Origin of the sequence: Streptomyces sp. HP-A2021 (assembly GCF_022807935.1) — a bacterium.
In the GTDB taxonomy this organism is placed as follows: Bacteria; Actinomycetota; Actinomycetes; order Streptomycetales; family Streptomycetaceae; genus Streptomyces; species Streptomyces afghaniensis.
The window spans coordinates 1,089,004-1,103,462 of record NZ_CP094344.1 but is presented as its reverse complement, the minus strand read 5'-3'; the positions used below and the strand labels follow the sequence as shown (position 1 = coordinate 1,103,462).

At 72.7% G+C, this 14,459-nt stretch carries 8 protein-coding genes; 2 read left to right on the top strand and 6 right to left on the bottom strand.

The window, feature by feature from the left end:
* Window positions 1-12 precede the first annotated feature (12 nt).
* Window positions 13-1,515 carry a tryptophan 7-halogenase gene (locus MQE23_RS05105; RefSeq protein ID WP_243378385.1) on the bottom strand — a complete coding sequence of 501 codons (1,503 nt, stop codon included), beginning with the start codon at window positions 1,513-1,515 and terminating at the stop codon, window positions 13-15.
* Window positions 1,512-9,608 (bottom strand): type I polyketide synthase, encoded by an 8,097-nt coding sequence (locus tag MQE23_RS05100; RefSeq protein ID WP_243378384.1) that lies wholly within the window; start codon window positions 9,606-9,608, stop codon window positions 1,512-1,514. Before MQE23_RS05100 ends, MQE23_RS05105 begins: the two co-directional genes overlap by 4 nt.
* Window positions 9,609-9,718: 110 nt before the next feature.
* Between MQE23_RS05100 and MQE23_RS05095 the strand changes: the two genes are divergently transcribed.
* Window positions 9,719-10,258 (top strand): phenolic acid decarboxylase, encoded by a 540-nt coding sequence (locus MQE23_RS05095; RefSeq protein ID WP_037672381.1) that lies wholly within the window; start codon window positions 9,719-9,721, stop codon window positions 10,256-10,258.
* Between the two features lie 2 nt (window positions 10,259-10,260).
* On the opposite strand, the gene MQE23_RS05090 is transcribed toward MQE23_RS05095, so the two are convergent.
* From MQE23_RS05090 to MQE23_RS05080, 3 genes are all read right to left on the bottom strand, one after another.
* Complete coding sequence (locus MQE23_RS05090; RefSeq protein ID WP_243378383.1) at window positions 10,261-10,506, bottom strand: non-oxidative hydroxyarylic acid decarboxylases subunit D; 246 nt, start codon at window positions 10,504-10,506, stop codon at window positions 10,261-10,263.
* A 36-nt stretch (window positions 10,507-10,542) separates the two neighbouring features.
* The gene (locus MQE23_RS05085; protein WP_243378382.1) at window positions 10,543-11,967 is read right to left on the bottom strand and encodes a non-oxidative hydroxyarylic acid decarboxylases subunit C; all 1,425 of its coding nucleotides are present in this window, start codon (window positions 11,965-11,967) and stop codon (window positions 10,543-10,545) included.
* 71 nt (window positions 11,968-12,038) lie between these two features.
* The gene (locus MQE23_RS05080; protein ID WP_279345128.1) at window positions 12,039-12,629 is read right to left on the bottom strand and encodes a non-oxidative hydroxyarylic acid decarboxylases subunit B; all 591 of its coding nucleotides are present in this window, start codon (window positions 12,627-12,629) and stop codon (window positions 12,039-12,041) included.
* Between the two features lie 134 nt (window positions 12,630-12,763).
* Between MQE23_RS05080 and MQE23_RS05075 the strand changes: the two genes are divergently transcribed.
* Window positions 12,764-13,657, top strand: a complete 894-nt coding sequence (locus MQE23_RS05075; protein ID WP_243378381.1) for an AraC family transcriptional regulator — start codon at window positions 12,764-12,766, stop codon at window positions 13,655-13,657.
* 4 nt (window positions 13,658-13,661) lie between these two features.
* Here MQE23_RS05075 and MQE23_RS05070 read toward each other — a convergent pair whose 3' ends face one another.
* Window positions 13,662-14,444, bottom strand: a complete 783-nt coding sequence (locus tag MQE23_RS05070; RefSeq protein WP_243378380.1) for a DUF899 family protein — start codon at window positions 14,442-14,444, stop codon at window positions 13,662-13,664.
* Window positions 14,445-14,459 lie beyond the last annotated feature (15 nt).

The window sequence follows — 14,459 nt, the reverse complement described above, 5'->3', positions numbered from 1 at the left end:
GTTCGGCGGAGCCTACGCGTCAGCTTCGACCCAGGTCAGACCGTCCTCCGACGCCACCAGTCCGCCGGGGCGCAGCGGTGCCTCGGGCTCCAACGGGCCGCCGAACAGGCCGCGCTCCTGGAGGACGGTCCCCTCCTGGAACACCTGCCGGAAGGTCTCGGACTCGTAGAGGGGATTGCGCAGGTCGTCGGCGTCGGGGAGGCGGCGCACGGCTCGCTCGAAGTCGTCGGCGGCCGCGGTCAGCCGTTCGCCCGCCGGCCCGGCCCCGGTGAGCGACGCGTCGCCGGACGCCAGGCCGCCCACCAGCTCGACGAACGCCTCGAGTTCCGTCGTGCCGACGTTGGTGACCTTGCGTGCCTTCCAGAAGTACGACCGCTCGTCCTGGTGCAGGTCGTAGAAGGAGACCAGGAACTCGTGGAACAGGCCGTACTCGTGCCGGTAGCGGGCCTCGAACTCGGCGAACAGGCGGTTCTCGTCCGGGTTCCCGTCGAGGCAGCCGTTGATGGACCGGGCGGCGAGCAGCCCCCCGTAGGTCGCGAGGTGGACCCCGCTGGACAGCACCGGGTCGACGAAGCACGCCGCGTCCCCGACCAGTGCCATGCCGGGCCGCCACAGCTGCGACTTCCAGTACGACCAGTCCTTGCGGACGCGGACCTGGTCGTAGGGCCTCTGTGTGGCCTGCGGGACGCCGTCGAGGAAGCCGCGTACCTCCGGGCAGGCGTCGATCAGGCGGCGCCAGGCGGCCGCCGGGTCGCGCTGGATCGCCTCGGCGCTCTCGCGGGCGACCACGGCTCCGACGCTGGTCAGGTCGTCCCGGAGCGGGATGTACCAGAGCCAGCCCTCGTCGAAGGCGGCGCAGAAGATGTTGCCGTCGTTCGGTGCCGGGAGCCGCGCGCCGCCGGCGAAGTAGCCGAACACCGCGATGTTGCGGAAGAAGTCGGAGTGGATCCGCTTCCCGCCGACGTGCGGGTGGATCCTGCTGCCGTTGCCGGAGGCGTCCACGACGTACCGGGCGTCGGCCTCGCGGACCTCGCCGCCGGGCGCGGTCCAGCGCACCCCGCGGACCCGCTCCTGCGCGCCTTCGCCGGCGAGCACGCCGGTCACGCGGCAGCCCTCCCGTACGTCGACGCCGACCCGGCGGGCGTTGTCCAGGAGGATCGCGTCGAACCGGGACCGCTCGACCTGGTAGGCGAACGAGGTCGGGTCGGCCAGCCGGGGCGACAGGGCGAAGGAGAACTGCCAGGGGTCCCGGTTGCGACCCCAGCGGAACGTGCCGCCGCGCTTCGGCTTGAAGCCCGCACGCGCCATCTCGTCCTCGACGCCGAGGATCCGGCACACGCCGTGCACGGTGGAGGGCAGCAGGGACTCGCCGATCTGGTACCGGGGGAAGGTCTCCTTCTCGAGGAGGAGGACGCGATGGCCGCGCAGGGCGACGGCCGTCGAGACGGTGGCCCCGGCCGGGCCGCCGCCGACCACGATGACGTCGAAGTCCTGCGTGGACTTGGCCGAACTCACTGGCTCCCCTTGGTCGTTCGTGCGTCGAGCCAGGTGCGGATCGCCGTCGCGGTCGTCTCCGCGTGTTCCTGCATCATCGTCAGATGGTCGCCGGGGACGTCCACGACGTCGTGCGCCGCAGGCCAGGTCGTCCGCCAGTCGTCCGCGTCGGCGGCGGCCGCCATGGCGGGCGTGGGCCGCAGCGCGCGTACGAGGAGCGTGGGCGTGGCCACCGGCTCGGGGTCCCAGCCGAGGAAGATCCGGTTGTAGGCACCGATCGCCGCCAGGGCGCTGTCGTCGTCCCCGGTGAAGAAGGGCTGTCCGGTGTTCTGCCGCGGACTGTCCCGCGGTGGTGGGGCGGCCAGGGACAGCAGCCAGTCCTTGCCACTGTTGTCCGGCGTGATGTGGTAGGTGTCCAGCAGCACCAGGCCGGCCGGTGCCCGGCCCATGTTCTCCAACTCGTGGGCCACCAGGTGCGCCACGTTCCCGCCCGCCGACCGTCCTACGACCACGAAGGGCCCGTCCCCGACGTGCCGCAGCACGCTCTCGGCCTGCGTACGCGCCAGCGCGCCGCGGTTTTGCGGTACTGCGGCACCGGCGCCGATTCCGGGGTGCGGGAACTCCAGGACCTCCAGCTCGCCCTGGAAAGAGCGGTGGAAGCGGGGGAAGTCCCCGCCGTCCGACGCGAGCGACGGATGGTAGGCCGGGAAGTAGACGACCGTCGGCCTTCCGGAACCGGAGCGGCCGGGGGAGCGGCGGATCGGGGGCAGCGCGTGCTCGCGGCCCTGGGCGGCCGTGAAGGCGGGCAGCGCCCAGGAAGCGGTGACGAGCAGGTGCATCGCCGCCACCGGTTGTCCGGCGGCACTGACCGTCCGGAACAGCGAGGAGAGGGTGTACGCGGGCCGCTCGGGCCCCTTGGCCCCTGCGGCGTCGGCGGCTTCCGCGGTTCCGGGGGCGGCTGCGGCGGCCGGTTCGCCGTCCAGCAGGCCGAGCAGGTGGCGTGCCAGTTCCTCGGCCGTGCGGTGTTCGAACACCACCGCGGCCGACAGCCGGAGCTTCAGCGCCATGCTCAGCCGGTTGCGGATCTGCACGGCGGTGAGGGAGTCGAACCCCAGGTCGGCGAGGGACTTGCCGGCCGGGAGGGCGTCGGCGTGCGGGTAGCCGAGCACCGCGGCCACGTCGTCCCGCAGCAACTCCACGAGCGCCGGCTCCCGTTCGCCGGGAGGTATCGGGGCCAGCCGCTTCCGCCAGGCTCCCGGCTCCAGCATCTGTCCGGGCGACCCGGGGGAGCCCGAGGCCGTCGCCGCGGCGGGCGGCCGGTTCTGCCGGACGAGTCCGCGCAACGGCGCCGGCAGGTGCCCCGCTTCGATCCCGCCGGACCGGAGCGCCGCCCGGTCCAGCAGGATCGGCGCCAGGACCGGCTCCGTCGAGCGCAGCGCGGCGTCGAACAGGGCCAGGCCCTGCTGGGTGGACAGCGGCATCAGCACCTCACGTGCGTGTGGGCGCTGCCCCGCCGCCATGCCGCCGCTGTGCTCCCACGGGCCCCACGCCAGCGAGACCGCCGGACGTCCCTCGGCGGCGCGGCGGTGGGCGAGGGCATCGAGGAACGAGTTCGCGGCCGCGTAATTGCCCTGGCCCGCCCGGCCCAGCAGACCGGAGACGGAGGAGAACACCACGAACGCCGAAAGGCCCATGTCCCGCGTCAGTTCGTGCAGATTCCAGGCCGCGTCGGCCTTCGGCCGCAGCACGGCCGCCATCCGCTCGGGGGTCAGCGAGTCCAGTACGCCGTCGTCGAGCACCCCGGCGGCGTGCACCACAGCGGTCAGCGGCGGGTCGCAGCGCTTGACCACTTCGGCCAGCGCGGCGCGGTCGGCCGCGTCACAGGCGACGATATCGACCCGAGCTCCCCGTTCCGCCAGGCTCTCGCGCAGTTCGGCTGCTCCGGGTGTCTGCGGCCCACGGCGTCCGGTCAGCAGCAGATGCCGTACGCCGTGTTCGGCGACCAGATGACGTGCCAGCTCCGCGCCCAGCGCGCCGGTGCCTCCGGTGATCAGTACCGTGCCGTGCGTGTCGAAGGCAGCGGCCTCCGCGCCCGAGGCGACGTCGGCCGGGACCAGTCGCGGAACCGTCACCTGACCGTCCCGCACCCGGAGTTGTGGCTCGCCGCCGGCGACGGCCGACGGCAGCATCCGCAGGGACTCGGGCCGACCGTCGACATCCACCAGGACGACGCGACCGGGCAGCTCCGACTGCGCCGCGCGGACCAGTCCCCACACCGTCGCACCCGCCAGGTCCGGCACCGGCCCGGTGGCGTCCCGCGTGACCACGACCAGCCGGGCGCCCGCCGTGCCCGGGTCGTCCTGCCAGTCCTGGAGCGCCTTGAGTACTCGGCCGGTCAACTCGTGCGTGGCCGACAGCGGATCTGAGCCGGTCGCGCGGGCGATGGCCGTGACGGCGACGACTTCGGGAGCCGCTCCGCCGGGCAGGAACTCGGCGAGGTGCAGCTCGTCGGGCCCGCGCACGGCCCACGCGTGCTGATCGGCGTCGCCGGAGCCGCCGGGGGAGAGGTCGAGGACGGCCCATTCAGGGCGCAGCAGAGCCCTGCCTGCAAGGCCGTCCATCATGTCGGACAGCGAACTCCCGGCCTGGTCGGCCGGGAGTTCCCTGGTGGTCAGTGAGTCCACGCGTGCCACGAGCCGGCCGGACGGGTCGGCCACGGTCAGCGAAACCGTGTCCGGGCCCATCGACGTCGCCCTGACCCGCAACTCCGTGGCTCCCGAGGCGTGCAGGCCGACCCCGCTCCACGCGAACGGCACCCGGACCGTGCTCGTGTCCGCGGACGCGGCCAGCAGCGGCGCGTGCAACGCGGCGTCGAACAGCGCCGGGTGGAGTCCGAAGCGCCCCGCTTCCGAGGCGTGCGACGCGGGCAGCCGGACCTCCGCGAAGACGTCGTCGCCGCGCCGCCAGACCGCGCCGACCCCCTGGAAGGCAGGCCCGTAGGCGAGCCCGGCGTCGGCGAGTGCGGCGTACGCGCCGGTGAGGTCCACCGCCTCGGCGTCTTGGGGCGGCCACTGCGTCGGCTCGTCCTGCGGAGCACGGACCCGGCCCAGCTGCCCGGAGACGTTCCGGGTCCACGGGACGCCCTCGGCGGACGCCTCCGGCTCTTCCGGCTCTTCCGGCCGGGAGTAGACGTCGACCGGCCGCCGGCCCGAGTCGTCGTCCCGCGCACCCACCACGACCTGGACCCGCACCCCCACGGAACCGGACAGGGCGAGCGGCGACAGCAATACGAGCTCGTCGACAGCCCCGCAGCCCACCTCCTCACCCGCCCGCAGGGCCATCTCCACGAACACCGTCGCCGGCACGACGACGCTCCCGGCGACGACATGGTCCGCGAGCCACGGGTGAGTCGCGAGGGACAGCAGTCCGGTCAGCACCGTCCGCTCGGTGTCCGGCACCGGGAACGCCGGGCCCAGCAGGGCCCCGGCGTCGGCCGCCGCCGGGCGCGGCGCGTCCAGCCAGTAACGCTGCCGCTGGAAGGGGTACGTCGGCAGATCCACGCGGCGCGCGCCGGTACCCGCGTACACCGCCGCCCAGTCGACAGCGGCCCCGGCCACATGCAGCCGCGCCAGGGCCGACAGGAGCGTCTCCGGTTCGTACGCACCGTCTCGGGTGGCCACGGCGAGGACGGAGCCGTTCGTGGGCGCGTCGGTCAGACAGTCGGTGGCCGCCGCGGTGAGTACGGGCCCGGGACCGAGTTCCAGGTAGGCAGAGACGCCGTCGTCCGCGAGCAGGCGCACGGCGTCGGCGAAGCGCACGGGCAGCCGGGCGTGCCGCGCCCAGTACTCGGGCGAGCACAGTTCCGCGGGCTCGGCGAGCCGGCCCGTCACGGTGGAGACGATCGGAATGCGCGGCGGTCGGAAGGTCAGCGCCCGGGCCACGCTCAGGAATTCGTCGATCATCGGCTCCACCAGGGGCGAGTGGAAGGCGTGACTCACCCGCAGCCGTACCGCCCTGCGGCCGCGGGCCTCGAAACCGGCCGCGACCGCGAGCACCGCGTCCCGTTCCCCGGAGATCACCACCGAGCGGGGCCCGTTGACGGACGCGACTGTCACCCGCGCCCCTGACTCCGCGAGCGCTGTGCCGACTTCCTCCTCGGTCCCGTCCAGCGCCACCATCGCACCGCCGCCGTGGGGCAATGCCTGCATCAGCCGGCCGCGAGCGGCGACGAGCTCTGCCGCATCGGGCAGATCGAGCACGCCGGCGACATGCGCGGCCGTCAGCTCACCGACGGAGTGGCCCACAAGCCGGTCGGCCCGAACGCCCCACGACTCGAGCAACCGGAACAGCGCCACCTCGAAGGCGAACAGTCCGGCCTGGGTGAAGTCCGTACGGTCCACCAGCGCCGCTTCCGGCGAGCCCGGCTCGGCGGACAGCACCGCGCTCAGCGGCTGGGGGAGACGGTCGTCCAGGTACCGGCAGACCTCGTCGAAGGCGTCGGCGAAGACGGGGAAGACGGCGCGCAGTTCGGCGCCCATCCGAGGGCGCTGGGCGCCTTGTCCGGTGAACAGGAACGCGGTACGGATCTCCGGGTCGGCCAGCCCTCGGACGACTCCCGGGGCGTCCCGGCCCTGCGCGAGCGCGTTCAGCGCGTCCAGCATCCGGGCCCGGTCACCGGCCGGCACGAACGCGCGGTGGGGGAGGGCGGAGCGCGACACCGCCAGCGAGTGGGCGATGTCGGTGGGCGACAGGCCCGGCCGGTCAGCCGCCTCGGCCGCCAGCCGTCGGGCCTGGGCGCGGAGGGCGGTCTCGTCGGCGGCGGAGAGCAGCCACGGAACGGCGGCGGAGAGCAGCCCGGGGTCGGGCGACGTCGCGGCCGTCTCCCGGGAGGCAGCCGTCTGCTTCTCCGGCGCCTCTTCCAGAATCACATGCGCGTTGGTCCCGCCGATCCCGAAGGCCGAGACCCCCGCACGCCGGGGCCGGTCCGAGGCCGGCCAGGGCCGGGGCCCGGTCAGCAGTTCCACGCGGCCGGCGGACCAGTCGACGTGCGGTGTGGGCGAGTCGGCGTGCAGGGTCCGGGGCAGTTCGCCGTGCCGCATGGCCTGCACCATCTTGATGACGCCGGCGACTCCGGCCGCCGCCTGCGTGTGCCCGAGGTTGGACTTCACCGACCCGAGCCACAGTGGCCGCTCGCGGCCCTGTCCGTACGTGGCCAGCAGGGCCTGCGCCTCGATGGGGTCGCCCAGCCGGGTGCCCGTACCGTGGGCCTCCACCGCGTCCACGTCACCGGCGCGCAGCCCCGCGTCGGTCAGCGCCCGTGTGATCAGCCGCCGCTGGGCCGGGCCGTGGGGCGCGGCGAGCCCGTTGGACGCGCCGTCGGAGTTCACGGCGGAGCCGCGGAGCACGGCCAGGACCGGATGGCCGTTGCGTCGCGCATCGGACAACCGCTCCAGCAGGACGAGTCCCACGCCCTCGCCCCAGGCCGTACCGTCGGCCGCCGCCGAGAACGACTTGCAGCGCCCGTCCGGCGACAGCCCGCGCTGCCGGCTGAAGGCGAGGAACGGCTTGGGCGTCGCCATCACCGTGACCCCGCCGGCCAGCGCCAGCGAGCACTCGCCCGAGCGCAGCGCACGCGCCGCCCAGTGCAGCGCCACCAGTGAGGACGAGCAGGCGGTGTCGACCGTGATCGTGGGACCGCGCAGACCGTACACGTACGAGATCCGCCCGGAGGCCACACTGCCCGCCGAGCCCAGCCCCAGGTGCGCCTCCAGCTCGTGGGGTCGCGTGAAGCGGGCGGAGTAGTCGCCGTACATCACGCCCACGAACACACCGGTGTCGCTCTCGCGCACCGACGCCGGGTCGATCCCGGCCCGCTCCCACACCTCCCAGGACGTCTCCAGGAGCAGCCGCTGCTGCGGATCCATCGCGAGCGCCTCGCGCGGCGAGATCCCGAACAGTCCGGCGTCGAACTCCGCGGCCCGGTGCAGGAACCCGCCGTGTCGCGTGTACGACGTGCCGAACCGGTCGGGATCGGGGTCGTACAGGGCGTCCAGGTCCCAGCCGCGGTCGGCCGGGAACTCCGAGATGGCGTCGCGCCCCTGTGACACCAACTCCCACAGGTCCTCGGGGGAGTTGACGTCACCGGGATACCGACAGCCCATGGCGACGATCACGACGGGATCGTCGTCCTCGGGAGACCGGCCCGGTCCGTCGTACGCCTGCGGGTGCCCCACCGGCCCGCCCTCGAAGAGCGCCTCGCCCAGGTGCCGGGCCACCTCGGCCGGTGTCGGGTGGTCGAAGACCAGTGTCGACGGCAGGCTCAGACCGGTCAGCGCGCCGAGCCGGTCCACCAGCTCGACGACGCCGACGGAGGTCATGCCCAGATCGGTGAAGGGGCTGTCCGCGTCGGGCAGATCGCCCGGTGCGCGCCGGCAGACCTCGGCCGTTTCGGTGAGCACCGTTTCGCGTAACGCGCGCTCCCGGTCCTCGCGCGAGAGGGGTGCAAGCCGCTCACGCAGGGCGGCGGGGGCGGTGCCGGCCGCGGCCGGGGCGGCCGGAGCGGGGGCGACCAGCTCGTGCCGGGCGATCTTGCCGGACGCGGTACGCGGGACGGCGGTGATCTGGCGGATCTCGGCCGGCACCTTGTAGTCGGACAGCCGGGTCCGGCACTCGGCGAGCACCTGCCGTGCGTCGAACCCGTCCGGACCCGGTACGACGAAGGCGACCGGCACCTCGCCGAGCACCTCGTGCGGCACTCCCACGACCACGGCCTCGGACACGCCGGGGCACTGCGACAGCGCCTGCTCGATCTCCGTCGGGTGGATGTTCTCGCCGCCGCGGATGATCAGCTCGCTGACCCGGCCGGTGAGCCGGAGATGGCCGTGCTCGACGCGGCGGCCGAGGTCGCCCGTGCGGTACCAGCCGTCCCGCAGCGCGGCGGCCGTCGCCTCGGGCTGCTCGTGGTACCCGCTCATCAGTCCCGGCCCCCGCACCCAGACCTCGCCCTCGGACCCGTCCGGGACGTCCTCGCCGCTGAGCGGATCGACGACGCGCACGTCCGTGCCCGGAACCGGCGGCCCGCAGGAACCGTCGACCCTCGGCCCCTCGGGACGGTTCACCGCGATCATGCCGCAGGTCTCGGTACTGCCGTACGCGTCCAGCAGCGGCGCCCCGAGGGTCTCCTCCACGGCCGCGCGCAGGGCAGGACCACTCGGGGCGCCGGCCACGAGGCACATCCGCAGCGCCGACGGGGCCTCGCCGCCCGAGTCGAGCAGCCGGTGGTACGTCGCGGGGACACCGGCCAGCAGGGTGAAGGGCCCGCCGAGCCCGGCGTGCGCGGTGAGCAGTTCCTGCCGCAGACCGCCCGGCGGCAGCAGGTCCCCGGCGATCCGGGCGCTCGCGCCCACGGCCGTCACGCCCAGGATCGCCAGCGAGTGGCTGAAGCTGTGGAACAGTGGAAGCGGCCAGAGCAGCCGGTCGTCGGGCGAGAGACCGAAGATCGGGGCGTAGCAGGCGGCCACGGACCACAGCGCGGCCCGCTGCGTGGAGAGCACGCCCTTGGGCCGGTGCGTGGTGCCGGAGGTGTAGAGCATCCAGGCCGGATCGTCGAGGCCGAGAGTGTCGATCTCTGACCCTCCGTGGCTCTCCGCGTCCCCGCCGCTCTCGGCCGCGTCCCGGAACGACCGGGCGCCGTCCGGGACCGGTCCGCTCCCGGTGACCAGGGCGCGCAAGCCGTCGTACGGCGGTCCCAGGCGCCGCAGTTGTGCGAGGTGTGCGGCGTCGGTGATGACGAAGGCGGCGCCGCTGTCCTGGAGGAAATGGGCCAACTCGACGTCGGAGGACCGCGGGTTGAGCGGGACGCCGACCAACCCGGCCCGCAGGACGGCGAGACAACTCTCGACCATCTCCACGCAGTTGCCGAGACAGATCGCGACCCGGTCGCCGCGCCGCAGCCCTGACCGGGTGAGGTGCGCGGCCAGCGAGCGCGTGCGCCGCTCCAGCTCGGCGTAGGTGACGCTGCGCGAGGAGTCTGAGTAGGCGACCCGTTGCCCGGCCGCCTCGGCGTGCCGCCGTAACAGCTCCGGCACCGGCCGGATCAGCTCGTCACGCCTCATGTCTCCGCCTTCCCCGAATCCTCCGCGCCGCAACGATGTTGAGCCTATGCGAACGGGGCTACTCGTACGGTTCGCCGCATCGGCACGCGCGGCAGCAAGGAGGTACCACCATGGCCGGCAACGGAGCACACGTGACCACCGTCGAGAACCCTGTCCCAGCGCAGGAGCTCTCCGGGATCGTCGGTCACCGCTTCATCTACACCTATGCCAACGGCTGGCAGTACGAGATGTACGTGAAGAACCCGACCACCATCGACTACCGGATCCACTCCGGCATGGTGGGCGGCCGCTGGGTCAAGGATCAGCGGGTCGACCTCGTCCAACTGGACGACGACCACTACAAGATCTCCTGGAACGAGCCCACCGGTACGTCGGTCTCCGTCAACGTCATGCCCGGCAAGCGCCGCCTGCACGGCGTGATCTTCTTCCCGCACTGGGTGGAGGAACACGGCGAACGCACCGTCGTCTACCAGAACGACCACCTCGACGAGATGCGCAAGTACCGCGACGAAGGCCCGACCTATCCGATCTACGTCGTCCCGGAATTCGCCAAGATCACGCTCTTCGAGTACGTCGGCCCCGACGACGACACGGTCATCTCCACGGCCCCCGGAGACCTCCCGCGGGGCTGGTCCGACCGCACCAACTGAGCTCAGGCCGTCCTCAGCGGTGGGACGGCGGGTACCTCGGGAGCGTTGCGGATGTCCTCCGCGGTCATCCGGAACGGCTCGGGGTACGCGTCGCGCCGGGTGCGGCGGTCGGGCTCGCTCGTGCGCCACATGTACAGGCACTGCGGGCACTGCAACACGTCCCAGACGCCCGGGACGGGCGAGCTGAAGACCAGGTCGACGCTCTGGTGGGCGCAGCGGGGGCAGACGGTGGCGGTCGGGTCGACCATGGCCGGTGTCCTTTCCGGGGGTTGGTCAGGCGGTGGTCAGCGGTGGGCGGAGAGCCGCTGCAGCCGGGTGAGCCACTCGGCGGCCTCGGGCAGGTCGTGGACCTGGGTGCTGTAGTTGCCGCGGCGGTCGGGCTCGACGGGGGTGGTGGCGTCGATGACGAGCTTGTCGACGATGCCCGGGGACTGCGCCTGCGGGGCCAGCTCCAGCACGGGCAGGTTGGGGACGGTGATCAGGTCGCCGGACGGGTTCATCTTCGTGGACAGCGCCCACATCACCTGCGGAAGGTTGAAGGGGTCGACATCTTCGTCGACCACGATGACGGTGGCGGCATAGCCGAGGCCGTGCGCGGTGGTGAGCACGCGCGTGCCGACGGCCTTGGCGAAGCCGCCGTAGCGCTTCTTCGTCGAGACGATGACGACCATCCCGTGGGTGTACATGGCGTTGACGGCCTGGACCTCGGGGAAGTCCTTCTTGAGCTGCTCGTACAGCGGCACGCAGGTGCTCGCGGCGATCAGGTAGTCGACCTCGGTCCACGGCATGCCGAGGTAGAGGTGCTCGAAGATCGGGTTCGTGCGGTAGGAGATCCGGTCGATGCGGATGACGGTCATGTTGCGGCCGCCGGAGTAGTGGCCGGTGAACTCGCCGAAGGGGCCTTCGACCTCCCGCTTGCGGCCCTCGATCACGCCCTCGATGACGACCTCCGACCCCCACGGCACGGGCAGCCCGGTCAGCGGGGCCTCGGCGATCGGCGCCGGGGCGCCGCGCAGCGCACCGGCCAGCTCGTACTCGTTCTCGTCGTACTTCATCGGAGTCGACGCCACGATGGAGATCACGGGGTCGTTGCCGATGGTGATGGCGACGGGCAGGTCCTCGCCGGTCTCCTCGGCCTTGCGCAGATGCTGGGCGATGTCGTGCATGGGGACCGGCTGCAGAGCGAGCTTGCGCTTGCCCTTGACCTGGATGCGGTAGATGCCGACGTTCTGCTTGCCGGAGTGCTCCGGGTCCTCGGGGTCCTTGGAGACGACCGCGGCCTTGTCGATGTAGAAGCCGCCGTCGCCGTCGTTGAGCCGGATCAGCGGGAGCACCTGGAAGATGTCGACGTCGTCGCCCTCCTGGGTGTTCCGGGCCCACGGCGGGTCGTCCCGCCGTTCGGGGGCGACGGGGAACTCAGCCCAGCGGCGGATGAACTCCTCGACCTGCTCCTTGGTGCCGGTCTCCTTGGGCAGGTCGAGGGCGAGCGCGTGGTTGGCCCAGGAGCCGTGCACGTTCATCGCGATCCGGGCGTCGGTGAAGCCCCTCACGTTGTCGAAGTACAGGGCCGGGGCCGCGTCGCCCAGGCGAGGGGCGGCGTTGGCGGCGGCGGCGATGTCCGGCTCGGGGTTCACCTCCTCGGCGATGTGCAGCAGCTGTCCCTCCTTGTCGAGGGTCTCCAGGAAGGAACGCAGGTCGTCATGGGCCATGGCGAAGATGTCCTTGTCTACGGCGGTGTGGGGGTTGCGGAGGCGCGGGAGGGGGTGAGGAGGGGCGGTGTTCAGACCGCGGTCCTGAGGGAGCGGGCGGCGCGCATGCCCTCCCAGCGCCTGGCGGCGGGCGCGGGCAGCTCGAACTGGTCGAGGACGCGGGCGGTGATGTGGTCGACGATGTCGTCGACGGAGGCCGGGTGGTTGTAGAAGGCGGGCATCGGCGGCACCATCTGCACGCCGAGCCGGGCCAGGGCGAGCATGTTCTCCAGATGGATCTCGCTCAGCGGGGTCTCCCGCGGGACGAGGACCAGCTTCCGGCGTTCCTTGAGGACCACGTCGGCGGCGCGGCCCACCAGCCCCTCGGCGTAACCGGCCCGGATCCCGGCCAGTGTCTTCATCGAGCAGGGGACGATCACCATGCCGTCGGTCGTGAAGGACCCCGAGGAGATGGTCGCGCCCTGGTCCTCGGGCGGGTGCGTGACGTCGGCCAGTGCGCTCACCTCGGCGACGGAGAGCCCGGTCTCCAGCTCGATGGTGGTGCGCGCCCAGCGGGAGAGCACCAGGTGGGTCTCCACTCCGGGCAGCTCGCGCAGGTTCTCCAGCAGCCGGACGCCGAAGGCGGCACCCGTCGCGCCCGTCATTCCCACGATCAGTCGCACAGCGGTCAGCTCCCTCGCACCGATTCGACGACGGTGACCACAGCGCAGCTGTCATTTTTCGGTCACCGCTCACCTCCGACCACTCCACGCTAGGTGCGTATGCGACGCTCAAGCCCCTATCCTGGCGACACACCATGGACAGAAACGGACACGACGACGTCACCGACCTCCCGTTCCGGCCCTCCGTCGGAGCCCCGCCGGGAGTCGAGGTGCTGGACTTCGCCGGGCTGCTCGCCCGGGCGCACGGACATGGAGTGGACGCCTTCGCCCCCCTGCGCCCCGCCTTCCATCACCTGATCACGGTGCGCTCCGGTACGTTGCGGTGCTCGCTGGACTTCACCGGCCACACGTTGTCCGGTGGCGACTGGCTCTGGGCACGGCCCGGCCAGATCCTTCAGTTCGGCACCGAACTCGCCGAAGCGCGGGGCACCGTCGTGCTCTTCCCGTCCGGCTTCCTCGGCAGCCCCACGGTCGAGGTCGCCCGTGTCGACCAGCCGGCCCCGCGGCAGCCGCTCGTGCCCCGGGACGAGGAGCAGCGGCAGGCCCTCCGGCGCGTCCTGGAGCTGCTGGAGAGCGAGCACCGCCGTCTCGCCGAACTGCCCCTGGACGTCCACATCGAGGTGGTCCGGCATCTGCTCGCCGTCCTCGTGCTGCGCCTGGCCCACCTGCGAGGCGCCCAGGACGGCGACGAGGCGGGCAGCGAGGCGTACCGGCGCTTCCGGCAGGCCGTGGAGCGTGACTTCACCCGCAGCCACCGGGTGGAGGAGTACGCCCGGCAGCTGGGCTACAGCGTGCGCACCCTCACGCGCGCGACCCGGGCTGTGACCGGGTCCGGCGCCAAGCGCCTGATCGACGACCGGGTGCTGCTGGAGGCCAAGCGCCTGCTGGTCCACACCGACCTGCCCACCAACGCCGTCGGCGAACGCGTCGGCTTCCCCGGCCCCACGGCCTTCGCCCGCTTCTTCCGGCAGCGGGCCGGGGAGACCCCGGCAGCCTTCCGCGACCGGGCCCGGGGCGGCCCGGGGTGAGTCGTCAGTGGTGGTGGCCCTGCCGGCCGAGGGTCTCCACGGGCGTCGCGCCGGGGCGGGTCCACTGCGGCACGGGGCGGCTGGTCGGGCCCCAGGTGGCGTTCCCGTCCGCGTCCGAGCGCCAGGACCAGCACGCCTCGCGCCCCTTCGGCCGGCCCTCGGGCGTGTCCTCCCAGGCCTCGCCGCGGCCGTAGGGCGTCATGTCGAGCAGGCCCATGGACCCGTTGACCCGCTCGTTGCCACGGCCCGTCGTGGAGTAGGTGAGGAAGGTGCGGTCGCCGTCGCGCAGGAAGCAGGTGAGGTACCCCATGTCTTCGCCGACCGGCGCGTCCACGTCGCGCACCGAGTACCAGGGCTGGGTGTAGCCCATGAACGCGACGTAGGAGGCCACCTCGTCCCAACGGCCCGAGGTCACGATGGCGAACGAGACTCCGCGGGCGTTGAGGTAGACGGCGTCCTTCAGATGCCAGGCCGTGGTGGTGCAGCCCTCGCACTGCCCCTGGTGCGGCGCGCCGTCGTACCACATGTGCTTGTAGACCACGAGCTCGTCGCGGCCCTGGAACAGGTCCAGGAACGGGACCGGGCCGTCGGGTCCGACGACCTCGACCGTCCCGTCGAACTCCACCATGGGCAGCCGGCGTCGGGCCGCGGCGATCGCGTCGCCCTCGCGGGTGTGGGCCTTCTCGCGGACCAGGAGCTCGTCACGGGCGGCTCGCCAGGTGGCCGGGTCGACGAGGGGCGGGCAGCCGGGCAGCGCGGTGGTCGGGTCGTCGGGTGTGTTCGTCATGGTGTCCTCCGTGGT

Excerpts from the sequence above, each read along its gene's own strand:
- MQE23_RS05100 (WP_243378384.1), bottom strand. The coding sequence starts at position 9,608 with ATGAGGCGTGACGAGCTGATCCGGCCGGTGCCGGAGCTGTTACGGCGG.
- MQE23_RS05095 (WP_037672381.1), top strand. The coding sequence starts at position 9,719 with ATGGCCGGCAACGGAGCACACGTGACCACCGTCGAGAACCCTGTCCCA.
- MQE23_RS05090 (WP_243378383.1), bottom strand. The coding sequence starts at position 10,506 with ATGGTCGACCCGACCGCCACCGTCTGCCCCCGCTGCGCCCACCAGAGC.
- MQE23_RS05085 (WP_243378382.1), bottom strand. The coding sequence starts at position 11,967 with ATGGCCCATGACGACCTGCGTTCCTTCCTGGAGACCCTCGACAAGGAG.
- MQE23_RS05075 (WP_243378381.1), top strand. The coding sequence starts at position 12,764 with ATGGACAGAAACGGACACGACGACGTCACCGACCTCCCGTTCCGGCCC.
- MQE23_RS05070 (WP_243378380.1), bottom strand. The coding sequence starts at position 14,444 with ATGACGAACACACCCGACGACCCGACCACCGCGCTGCCCGGCTGCCCG.